The sequence below is a fragment of the Clostridium cellulovorans 743B genome, assembly GCF_000145275.1.
GTDB classification, from domain to species: Bacteria; Bacillota; Clostridia; order Clostridiales; family Clostridiaceae; genus Clostridium_K; species Clostridium_K cellulovorans.
Map to the genome: position 1 here is coordinate 2,373,161 of NC_014393.1, position 11,695 is coordinate 2,384,855.

The following is an 11,695-nucleotide window of genomic DNA, read 5'->3' on the forward strand; positions in this document are numbered from 1 at the left end:
CAACCAAAAGTACAAAGGAGGTATATCCGTAATGGATAATAGTAGTTTAGCACATAGTAAATGGAATTGTAAATATCACATAGTCTTCGCACCAAAGTATAGGAGACAAATCATATATGGAAAAATAAAAGCGGATATAGGGGTAATACTTAGAAAGTTATGTGAACATAAAGGAGTAGAAATTATTGAAGCAAATGCATGTAAGGATCATATACATATGCTTGTAAGTATACCTCCGAAGTTAAGTGTCTCTCAGTTTATGGGGTATTTGAAAGGTAAGAGTTCATTGATGATTTTTGACAGGCATGCAAATTTGAAATATAAATATGGGAATAGGCAATTTTGGTGTAAAGGCTATTACGTTGATACAGTTGGAAGAAACAAAAAGATAATAGAAGAATACATAAAGAATCAAATACAGGAAGATTTAGCATAAGTGACAACAATAAAATCTTTTAAGTCATTTATTGTTATGGTAGAATCTTTATTAAACTCTGGCATATAGGTTAGCCTCCTATCATTAGATTAGTGGTGTTTTTTAATGATAGGTTAGCAAATATGCTGGAGTTTTTCTATTTGTAAGTATTGCCAGCGTATTTAACTAGCACAACGGGTTAAATTAAATCATCTAAGCCATTAACTCTAGTTTGTTCATCTTCGTTAATAGGAATAACTAGGCATTTTTGGCCATCAATAATTTGAGATTTTATTTGTGGTACTTTTTCTGGTTTTACTTGAACTATAACATCATAATTAGGAGCATTTTCCTTATCTTCTGAATTTATATCTATAGTTTCGTGTAAAATAGTTTCTAAATCTTCCTTTGTTAAATCAGTTTCGGAAGTTTCCTCTAAAACTACGTTATCCTCAGTAACTTCTGTAGGCAGGTTGATTGCATTATCTAAAGCAGCTTCTTGTCTAACTTGTTGAAGTTTTGTTTCAAGTATTTCTACTTGTTTTAGAAGGTTTTCTTCTTTTCTTCTTTGCTCATTTACTTTAAGTGCCTTTGCATCAATTAAGTTTTCTGCTAAAGGAAGATCATCACCGAAGTTTTCTACATAAGACTTTTCAATTTTAGCAGTAATTTCTTCAGGAACTCCGCTTTCTGTTAAAAGATTTTGTATATCTTTCTTTGTTAAGGTTATAGGATCAGAATCTGTATCATCATATATAGCGTTATATTCTTCTATCATAGCACTTAAGTTTTCTTGTACTTCCATAAAGATTTTATCAGCTTTCTTTTCATCAGCACTAAAGGAATCTTTAATGATTGCTTGAAAAGTTTCTTTCTGTATAGTAACAGTTTGTCTCGAATAGCAACCTAAAGCACTTTCCATTAATTCAGGATGTGTATCCTTTGGATTCTTTGTGTAATACATGATGGCGTTAACATCCGAGCCACGATCAATAAAAGCAGGAAATATAAAGCCATTAGCTGGGGCATCAACTACCCAATCTCTGATACGTGCTTTTATCGTATTTTCTTCTTCAAAATATCTAAGACCAGGCTCTGAAAGTGAAACAGGACATATTGCACATAATAAATATTCATATACTTCTTCAGATTCATCTAGCTTTGCATTATCAGTGGTTTTAGTAATAACATCATAAGCATCGTGAAAGACAAGTATTAAAAAGTTACCGGTATAATCATAATTATCTATAATAGATTGATAAAAATCATCTAGGAGAGCATCGTCTTTCAATTTGCTGTTTTTAAGCTGCATAAGAGAAATTTGTATTTCATTTACATGATCTTCATTTGTTGGAAAGTTAAGCTCTAGAATATTATTTCCAATAGTTCCAGACATAACTTTTTTAGCAATCTCTAAGTATTTAAAGAATTCATCTTCTTCTAGGTTCAGAAAAGATTCTCTAAATTTTAAAATACTATGTTTCTCTCCATTAACATAGCAGCCACACATTTTGGTGAAGGTGCAATGATTTTTTTTCAAGCGTTTTTTTAATTCAAGTATATCTTTTTTTCTCATATATAAACCCCTCAATCTAGTAGTTTCTACTTTTAGGCATCAAATTAATATTTTATCATTATTAAGTATAGTGTTTTTTTTATATAAGTTCAATTTTGAAACTTATATAAAAATTACGTTATAATATATATGTTACAATAAAAAGCAGGGTATATTGATTTATCACTGGATTCTTAGAGTTGAAAGGTAGGTTCAATAATGTTTCTATATATACCTTTTGTGAAATCAACATGAATTTTTAATGGGAAGCTATATATATTGTAATAAAGTTGATTCACAATTTATTAAGCTTTGTGGCTATAGAATAGAACTTTAAATGTAGTTTCATTATTAAAACTTATATATTAAGAGAATAAGATTATCAAAAAATAGGTGGATAAAGTTGTATTGAAAAACAATAGAATAAAGATATATTAAGGAGAAATTATATGAAAATATCACGCCAATGCATTCAGTGTCTTGCTAGACAAGCAGTGGAGATATCAGAAGAAGCTACAAGCGATATAACGATGCAAGAGGAAATAATAAAAAGGTCTTTGAAAGAATTAGGAACTATGGATTTCAATGAAACAGCTCCTGAAATAGCTTATAGAATGCATCAACATGCCAAAAGTATTACTAATATTGATGATCCATACAAAAGATTGAAAGAAGAGTATAATGAAATTGCTAAAAGGATTTATGACAAAATTATAGATGAAAGATGGCTAGATAAGGCAGAAGATCCCTTTGATATGGCTTGTAGATTAGCTATTGCGGGGAATATTATAGATTTTTCAGTTGGACTAAATCTAGATCAAGCTGAGGTTGTTAAGTCTGTTGAGGAAAGTATCAAACATGAAATTTTTGGTGTTGGAGCAAATGCTCTAAAAGAAGCAGTAAAAAAGGCGAAGAATATTATGTATATAGCTGACAATGCCGGTGAAATAATATTTGATAAATTTCTTCTAGAGAATCTTCCATTGAGTAAAGTTACTTATGTGGTAAAGGGAGGCCCAATAGTCAATGATGCAACTATAGATGACGCAATAAGTACAGGTATCGTAGATTTAGTAAGAGTCATTGACAATGGTCATTCAGCCCAAGGAACCATACTAAAGGACTGCTCAAGTGAATTTATAAGGGAATTCGAAAAAGCAGATCTTATCATAAGTAAGGGACAAGCTAATTTTGAAACCTTAAGTTGGATCAAGGATAAGACTATATTTTATTTATTGAGAGCAAAGTGTAGTTCAGTTGCTTCTGTTATTGGGTGCAAACAGATGGATTATGTACTTAATAGGAACTAGCAAAGATTATTAATCTAATGGTACTAGATACAGTACATTTTTAATTAAGAATAATCTTTGAGGTTTTCCAAATTATATTCAGCTGTTATTATTTTTGAAATTAATCAGTTATGATACAATTTTCTTTAGATCAATTAGTAATAGTGATAAGTTTTAGTTGATATTAGTTATTAAAAAATTCATCTAATGGATATAATAGTATCAAAGAAATCCAAGGATTTTAAATAAAGAAAAATAAGATACAAAACATATGATTCTGGGGAAGGAATAACAAACTTTGATAAAAGATAATTTGAATTTGAGTAAGCTTATAGATTTAGAAAAATGGATCAACTTACAAGATTCTCTTTCAGTAGTTACAAAGGTTGCGATAATCGTTGTTGATTATAAAGGAAATCCTGTTACAAAACATAGTGGATGTAATATGTTTTGTAGGGCAGTGAGAGATAATCTAGAGCTTGCGAATTATTGTCAAAAGTGTGATTCAAGAGGTGGACTTGAGGCAGTGCGTTTAAATGAGCCATATATATATTTGTGTCATTTTAATATTATAGATATAGCTATTCCGATAATCATTGATGGTAAATATATTGGAGCTGTTATGGCAGGTCAAGTGAAATTATCTGACGCTAATATTGCAGAGGGATTAGAGCAAATAGTAATGCCATCACAAAATCTAGCGGCAAAAAAATCTATAGATGCTTTAAAAAAGTATTATGATGAATTACCAGTTTTATCTTATGAGGAAGTAAAAAACATTGCAAATATGTTATTTTCCTTGTGCAACTATTTAGTAGAAGAAGCCTTAGAGAAGAATTTAATTTCAGATATGTATAAAAGCACTGTAAAAAATCACTCAGAGCTAGATTCAACTATTTTAGCGGGTTACACTGCAAAAAATATTGAACATGCCAAAAGGGAAATGTCAAATGCTATATTGAACGCTTATATTGAAGAAAAAGATTTAACTAATGAAGACGCTATTGTAGTAAATAAAACTTTGAAACCAGCCATAGAATATATTTATAAGCATAAAAGTGAAAATGTTAAACTTGAAGAAATGTCTAAGCTTTGTCATATTAGCCCAAGCTATTTTAGTAGGTTATTTACAAAGGAGACTGGAGAAAACTTTTCAGCATATGTATCTAAATTAAAAATTCAATGGGCAAAGCATTTATTAGAGGAAACTGATATGCATATTAATGAAATCAGTGATGAACTTGGTTTTAGCGAAGCAGGATATTTTATAAAGATATTTAAAAAGTATGAAGGGGTAACGCCATTCCTTTATAGGAAATATTGTAAACAGTAATAATGTGTAAGAGGTTGTTTAAAGATGAGATAGACATTTTTAAATAACCTCTTTTTTAGTTGTTTAAGAGTACTTAGTTAACATTTAGCAAAGAATAAAAGTACAATAATTGATTCTAATGACAAGAAAATACGATTTTAAATCGTAATTTTGTGTCATATTTCTTCAATGCATTTCTATGTAAACGTTGTTACAATGAATCTATGTTAATAATTAATAAGATTAATCATGGAGGCTAGATTATTATGAGAAAAGCATTTATTTGCCCATCTAAATATGTACAAGGTGAAGATGAAATTTTAAATTTAGGTTATTTTGTTAAAAGTTTTGGAGAATCAGCTCTATTAATAGCACATAAAGATGACGTCGCACGTGTTAAGGATAAATTAGATAAAACTAGTGAAAAGTTTGGAATTACTTTTGTGGAAAGTTCTTTCCAAGGAGAATGTTCTAGACAAGAGGTAGCAAGATTAAAGCAAGTTGCAAAGGAAAACAAATGTGCTTGCACAATTGGTCTTGGTGGTGGTAAGGCAATTGATACAGCTAAATGTGTTGCAGAAGGGGAAGCGTTGATTATAGTTCCAACTATAGCTGCTACAGATGCACCTACAAGTCATTCAGCAGTAATGTACACACCAGAGGGAGCTTTTGATGACTATGCTTACTTTAAACAAAATCCAAGTGTGGTTTTAATAGATACTACAGTAATTGCAAAGGCACCAACTCGCTTTTTAGTTTCAGGAATGGGAGATGCATTGTCAACATATTTTGAAGCAAGAGCAACTTCAAATTCATATTCCAATGTAAATGCAGGTCTACCTTGTGGATATAGAGAAGGAGTATGTGGTGAGGCAAAAGGAACTAATACAGCTTTAGTTCTTGCAAAGTTATGTTATGAAACACTTCTTAGAGATGGATCAAAAGCAAAAGCTGCTTCAGACTGCAATTTAGTTACACAATCTTTAGAAAATATTATTGAAGCAAACATCCTTTTATCAGGTCTTGGCTTTGAAAGTGGTGGTTTGGCTGGAGCTCATGCAGTTCACGATGGATTAACTATATTAGAGGGAACTCACAAATACTTCCATGGTGAAAAGGTTGCCTTTGGTACTATTGCCCAATTAGTATTAGAAAATTCACCTACTGAGGAATTAAAGCAAGTATTAGATTTTTGCTTAGAAGTTGGTCTACCAGTTTGTTTATCAGATATTGGAGTTGACAGCATAACAGAGACTGAACTTATGGAAGTTGCTAAAAAAGCATGTATCAAAGAAGAATCAATCCATTCTATGCCATTCCCAATAACTATAGAAGCTGTAGCAGCCGCGATTATAACAGCAGATAGAATAGGTAAGGAATACAAGGCAAAAAGAGGAGTGTAACTAATGAAAAAGATAATAAATAGACCAGAAACTTTAGTAATGGAGATGTGCAATGGAATAGCTATGGCTCATCCAGAATTAGAGTTTGTAAAAAAATATAAAGTAATGAAAAAGAAAAAAATAAATCCTAAGAAAGTTAGCTTGATAAGTGGTGGTGGAAGTGGTCACGAACCAGCTCATGCAGGATTTATTGGAAAAGGAATGTTAGATGCAGCAGTATGTGGAGATGTATTTGCATCACCATCACAAATCCAAGTGTATCAAGCTATAAAAGCAACAGCTAGTGAAAAAGGAACGCTACTAATTATAAAAAATTATAGTGGTGATATGATGAACTTTAAAAATGCAGCTTATTTAGCAAGCGAAGATGGAATTAAAGTTGATTATGTTAAAGTAGATGATGATATTGCAGTTGAAGATAGTTTATATACTGTAGGACGTCGTGGAGTTGCTGGAACTGTCTTAGTTCATAAGATAGCAGGAGCTGCAGCGGAATTAGGTTTATCTTTAGAAGAGGTTAAGACTGTTGCTGAAAAAGCTATTTTAAATGTTAGAAGTTTAGGTTTTGCTTTTTCATCATGTACGGTACCAGCTAAAGGGACTCCAACTTTCCAATTAGCAGAGGATGAAATGGAATTTGGTATTGGCATCCATGGAGAGCCTGGAATTAAGAGAGAAAAAATAGCTACAGCAGATCAATTGGCTAAAAGAATTGTAGAAGCTATTTTAAAGGATATGAAAATTGATAGTAATAGCAATGAGGAGATTGCATTATTAATCAATGGATTTGGAGGAACTCCATTACAAGAGTTATACTTATTCAATAACTCTGTTACTGCAGAGTTAGCAAAAAGAAATATCAAGATATGTAGAATCTTTGTAGGAAATTATATGACAAGTATAGATATGGAAGGTGCTTCTGTATCGATAATGAAGTTAGATAGTCAGCTTAAGGAATTATTATCAGCAGAAAGTGATGCCCCAGCATTTAAAGTGTCAGGTCCAGTTGAAGTTGTGGAATTTGTAAGCTTAGATACTTTAGATGATGTAGAAAAGTCGATATCCTTTAAGGTAGAAACTTCCGAAAGTTTTGCTAGTATCGATAATGAAAAATTAACCTTAGATAATATGATTTATATTGTGGATAAGATGAGTGAAGTTATTATCGAAAATGAAGTACCATTTTGTGAATTAGATTCTCATGCTGGAGACGGAGATTTTGGTATGAGTGTAGCCAAAGGATTTAAGCAATTAAAGAGAGAATGGAAGCAGATTCTTACAGAAAACTCTAAGAGTATAGGAGAGTTTTTAAATGCATGTTCATTAGTAATAATGGAACACTGTGGAGGTGCATCTGGACCAATATGGGGATCAGCTTTTAGAACAGCAGGAAAGCAAGTAGAAACAAAGCCTGAGTTAACACTTTTAGAATTTGCTGAAATGATGCAAGCAGCAGTAAGAGGAATCCAAGCTACAGGAGAAAGATCTTTTGGAAGGGGCGCTGTAGTTGGAGATAAAACATTAATAGATGCTTTAGTACCTTGTGCTGATACTTTATCAACTTGCGCAAAAGAAAATCTTAACTTTAAAGAAGCTTTTGCAAAGGGAGCTAAGGCTGCTGTTGAAGGAGCTAAGAAAACCGAAGAAATCGTAGCTCGTATGGGACGTGCAGGAACTGTTGGAGATAGAAGTCTTGGATACCCAGATGCAGGCGCCTATGGATTAGGTGTGATTTTTACAGAAATTTTAAATGCGATAAAGTAGCTTTTAATTGAGTATATAGTGTTTTAAGAAGCTTATGCGGTAACTTACAGTATTGTTACGGATAAGCTTCTTTCGTTTTTATTTGTGTATGTATTCAATTATAGAGTATATTTTTTAGAATCGTTGCTTTCAAATGATTTTACAACACCGTAGACTAAATTATCTTCTTCAATTCCCTCTAGATGAAGTATATCTATCACTTCTACAATCATACGATTGCTAGCACCATCAACCAATATAGCAGAATCATTTAGTGTATATTTAACATTTGTAAATTTATCATCATCATCTGAATGAATAAAGCCTAATGCATCAATAACATTCTGTTGACTTTCATTCAATGCACTGACTCCAATAATATCACCTTTACAAATATTCTTTCCTGTTATACTTTGTGCACCTAATAACATTAAAATTTTGTCATAATCTGCTTGCATTGACCATGCACATATCATGCCGTACTTTTTTTCATTTTTAATGAAGCTCACGGCATTAGCTCCATAGTTAAAAGCACTAAGTTTCATTTTGTAACTCCTTAAAATTTTATTATGTTAAGCTATATTAATATCATATTAGATAAGAGGCTTTAGTAGTTATTTGCATAATTTCAAAGTAAGTATTTTCTTGATTTTATTATATCAGATTATATTAAAGAATAAACACCGATTCAATATATATTATGAAAGGTTTAAAAATAATCAGTTAGACCTTAGGACTTAGTGTTTCATATTCATTTCATAAGTGATTTTATTGTTCAAAAATGAAGTTTGCTTTTATAAAATAGAGGATTATATATGAATTTGTAGAATTATATAATTAAATGGGGGTGGAAATTATGGAAAATAAGGTTAAAGTAACTGTAAAGGATATGGAAGAAAAAGCTTTAGAAACATTAAAATGTCCTTTATGCGAAAGCAAAGAATTTTCATGTAATGAAAATATTACTGCTAGATTTCCTATTAACGCAATGTACCAAAGTGTACCAGGGAAAATTTTTGGTGTGCTAGAATTTATATGTACTGAATGTGGAAATGTTATATCATTAAGTGCAGATTTCTTAGCAGCAAAAGTAGTGGAAAGTAACAACGAAAACTTAAAAAGTGAGTAGTCTAATGAATATTTATTAAGTTAACAGAATCAAGCGTAATAAAAGAACTCTAAAGATAGGGTTCTTTTTATATTAATTAAAGCAAACCAGTGATTTCACAATATAACTGATAAATATTTTCAGTATCTAATATATATACCTTCGAAATAGATTATTGTTGTAATAGCTTCAATCATTTATTTAGTAGGGTGTCCAATTAGGAAGAAAGTTACTTAGATCTCGATATATTTAAAAATAACTTAGAAGTCTGTAAAAAACAATATTTACTAAAAAGTATTAAGAGTACCTAAGATTTGTGCAAATCAAATCTATAGGTACTCTATATTTTTTAGATAACCAATATTAATTCTGGATTTAAGTATTATATAATAAACCTTAACGTAAGTAACAGAAATAGGGAACGGTTCTTAATAAATCCAGTATTATTTTATGTATCTAAATATATTAACGCTTAAACTTTATTATGTATTATGTTATGTGGAAGGTAACTTTTAAAATAATTTAGTTGTTAGCGTTAGTTTTAATTTAATACTTTTTTGCTTATTAACTTTATGATCTTAGATCATTATAAAGTTTTATGCAACCGGCTCCATATAAAAGTAAGGATAAACAAACTTTTAATGGAGAAGATTACATTAATTGGGGAGAAAAAGTATTATATTTTAGGTATTTATTATAACAAATAGTTTGAGTAAATGAATTAATAACTCAAAAACTATCAATTATACAATGTATTCATGTCTTAATAATAACATATGTCTTATACTAAGACTATGGGAAAAAAGGAACCATATATGGAAAAATGCCATATCATTATTATAGAAATGCTATGATGAATTATTAGTCTATTAGAGAATTTCTAGTAGTATAAATGGATTTTTACAATCTTAAATTGAACTAAAGTAATCAGTGTAAATTTCTACATGAAATTACTCTACTTGCATTCTGGCAACGGTGTACAGATGAGGCGAAAAAAGTTTGTTTGATATACATATTATGGTATAATTACATAATCATAACAAATAGACATGGATGGGGAGAGCATTATGATTACGAGATGGAACCGAAAAGAAATATATATTGGATATTCTTCGGAAAAACTTAAAGAAGTTATTGATAAACTTAGTGAAAGTGAAATTAAGTATAAATATAAAATTATTGAGTATAGTAGTGCATATCTTTTTTCATCGAGATCAGTTAGAACAGGAATTTTCGGTGAAAACTTGGATTATTTAAACACTTACTATGTATTTGTAAATAGGAAGGATTATGATAAAGCTTGTGAAGCATTAAGCAGAGAATAAGATTTACATTATATCATTGATTGTTTTCAGATAAAAAACGTAAAATTGAAATTTTATATTTTTAAAGTTTATAATTTTATTATAAAGATAGAATTTATAGTATTATTATCTTACTGCTATTTAGATTAATAATCATGGCAGTAGTTTTTTTATAAGTAATTGGAGTGTTTTCAAAAAATATGTACAAATATTAAGTTCTTGTTGATATGAGGTTAAACCTTAAGCACTTTTATAGCAAGGTTTGGTCCTATGTCAAGATTTAGTACAAGTTAAAATGAGAAGTTTATCCTCATCTTAACTCGCCAATAGCATTCCTTCCTTTTTTGCTTTTTCATACAGCTTTTCAAAATCATCTGGCGACATATAGTCGCAATGACTGTGAATACGTTGTGTATTATAGAAGGCTTCAATATATTCGAATACTAGACGATATGATTGTCTGTAATTACAGATTTTGAATCTATTCAACCATTCTCTTTTGATTAAGGAATGAAAGGATTCGATGCAAGCATTATCCCATGGAAAGGCTTTCTTAGAATAGCTTAGTTGCATTGTTTCAGTAGCTTTTCGGTATTCATTTGAAACGTATTGACTTCCTCGATCACTATGCAAGATAAGTGGTTGCTCAGTATTTCGTCTTGCTTTGGCTTTGTTTATTGTTTCTATTACACATGCTGCTTCCAGAGTTTTTGAAAGCGTCCATGCGATGATTTTCCTTGAATATAAATCCATAATGCTGGTTAGATAAACAAACCCGTCTGTTGTCCAAATATAAGTGATATCACTACACCACACGGCATTTGGGCGTTCAGGGTTAAATTGTTCATCAAGAATATTTTGAAGTTCATTACTGAAATCAGAATCTTTGGTTGTTACTGTCCAAGGTTTGATCCATTGAGCCTTGATTCCTAGTTCTTCCATATACTTGCCAACAGTACGCTGAGAAATGATTTCTCCATCTTGTTGTAGCTTTTTTGCAATTTTGGGTGCACCATAGTTTTGTTTGGAATCATCGTAAATATCCTTAATTTTTACTTTAACAGCCTCCTTACGTTTTTGCGTATCAGAAGGCATATGTTTCTGCCATGCACGATAACCAGACCGTGAAACACCCAATATTTTCAGCATTCCAGAGACGGAAACCTGGCGGTTTTCTTTCATGGCAGCTTCCGTCTTTTCAGAAACTTCTAGGTAAAGAGCTTCTGTTATTTTCCCAGAATGCTGATGGCTTTTTTTAATACATCAAGAGCATCCTGAGTATCACGTAATTCACGTTTTAAACGAGCAATTTCTTTTGCCTCATCGGAAGAATAATTGCCAGATCCACGACTTTCTATATCGCCAGTTTCTCGCAGTTCTTTCTGCCATCTGGAAAGAGTTTGCTGACTAATGCCAAGATTCTTAGCACACCCCACTAGTCCTAATTCTTTGTGATCTTGATAATATTGAATTGCATCAATCTTAAACTGTTTGTCTAAATGTTTTGCCATAATGAGATCCTCCTTGGATACAATACCAGTATTGTATCATATTTTTTCTATATAG

General features: G+C 31.0%; 11 protein-coding genes. 7 read left to right on the plus strand and 4 right to left on the minus strand.

Features of this window, described 5'->3' with window-relative positions; translation table 11 throughout:
* Nucleotides 1-31 precede the first annotated feature (31 nt).
* Nucleotides 32-436 (plus strand): IS200/IS605 family transposase, encoded by a 405-nt coding sequence (gene tnpA, locus CLOCEL_RS09970; protein ID WP_013291711.1) that lies wholly within the window; start codon nt 32-34, stop codon nt 434-436.
* A gap of 178 nt (nt 437-614) precedes the next feature.
* On the opposite strand, the gene CLOCEL_RS09975 is transcribed toward tnpA, so the two are convergent.
* On the minus strand, nt 615-1,991 hold the full coding sequence (locus CLOCEL_RS09975; protein WP_010077049.1) for a DUF4317 domain-containing protein: 1,377 nt from the start codon (nt 1,989-1,991) through the stop codon (nt 615-617).
* 428 nt (nt 1,992-2,419) lie between these two features.
* Between CLOCEL_RS09975 and CLOCEL_RS09980 the strand changes: the two genes are divergently transcribed.
* The 4 genes from CLOCEL_RS09980 to dhaK all read left to right on the plus strand — a co-directional run bounded on the left by CLOCEL_RS09980 (nt 2,420) and on the right by dhaK (nt 7,738).
* The gene (locus CLOCEL_RS09980) at nt 2,420-3,280 is read left to right on the plus strand and encodes a damage-control phosphatase ARMT1 family protein (protein ID WP_010077048.1); all 861 of its coding nucleotides are present in this window, start codon (nt 2,420-2,422) and stop codon (nt 3,278-3,280) included.
* A gap of 277 nt (nt 3,281-3,557) precedes the next feature.
* Entirely contained in the window at nt 3,558-4,592 is a 1,035-nt protein-coding gene (locus tag CLOCEL_RS09985; RefSeq protein WP_010077047.1) for a PocR ligand-binding domain-containing protein, read from the plus strand.
* 245 nt (nt 4,593-4,837) lie between these two features.
* A complete protein-coding gene (locus tag CLOCEL_RS09990; protein WP_010077046.1) occupies nt 4,838-5,974 on the plus strand; it encodes a glycerol dehydrogenase in 1,137 nt (378 codons plus the stop codon).
* Nucleotides 5,975-5,977: 3 nt separating this feature from the next.
* Nucleotides 5,978-7,738, plus strand: a complete 1,761-nt coding sequence (gene dhaK / locus CLOCEL_RS22275) for a dihydroxyacetone kinase subunit DhaK (protein ID WP_010077045.1) — start codon at nt 5,978-5,980, stop codon at nt 7,736-7,738.
* Nucleotides 7,739-7,836: 98 nt separating this feature from the next.
* On the opposite strand, the gene CLOCEL_RS10000 is transcribed toward dhaK, so the two are convergent.
* Nucleotides 7,837-8,262 (minus strand): PNPOx family protein, encoded by a 426-nt coding sequence (locus CLOCEL_RS10000; protein WP_010077044.1) that lies wholly within the window; start codon nt 8,260-8,262, stop codon nt 7,837-7,839.
* 311 nt (nt 8,263-8,573) lie between these two features.
* Here CLOCEL_RS10000 and CLOCEL_RS10005 point away from each other — a divergent pair, with 311 nt between their 5' ends.
* Together CLOCEL_RS10005 and CLOCEL_RS10010 are read left to right on the plus strand one after the other, a co-directional pair.
* On the plus strand, nt 8,574-8,846 hold the full coding sequence (locus CLOCEL_RS10005) for a hypothetical protein (protein WP_010077043.1): 273 nt from the start codon (nt 8,574-8,576) through the stop codon (nt 8,844-8,846).
* Nucleotides 8,847-9,892: 1,046 nt separating this feature from the next.
* Nucleotides 9,893-10,150 carry a hypothetical protein gene (locus CLOCEL_RS10010; RefSeq protein WP_010077042.1) on the plus strand — a complete coding sequence of 86 codons (258 nt, stop codon included), beginning with the start codon at nt 9,893-9,895 and terminating at the stop codon, nt 10,148-10,150.
* A gap of 294 nt (nt 10,151-10,444) precedes the next feature.
* Here the strand turns inward: CLOCEL_RS10010 and CLOCEL_RS10015 are convergent, their stop codons facing one another.
* Nucleotides 10,445-11,389, minus strand: coding sequence for an IS3 family transposase (locus CLOCEL_RS10015; RefSeq protein ID WP_341271459.1), 945 nt, complete (start codon nt 11,387-11,389; stop codon nt 10,445-10,447).
* Nucleotides 11,356-11,640, minus strand: a complete 285-nt coding sequence (locus CLOCEL_RS10020; RefSeq protein WP_013291592.1) for a transposase — start codon at nt 11,638-11,640, stop codon at nt 11,356-11,358. The genes CLOCEL_RS10015 and CLOCEL_RS10020 overlap by 34 nt, the downstream gene beginning before the upstream one ends.
* Between the last annotated feature and the right edge of the window lie 55 nt (nt 11,641-11,695).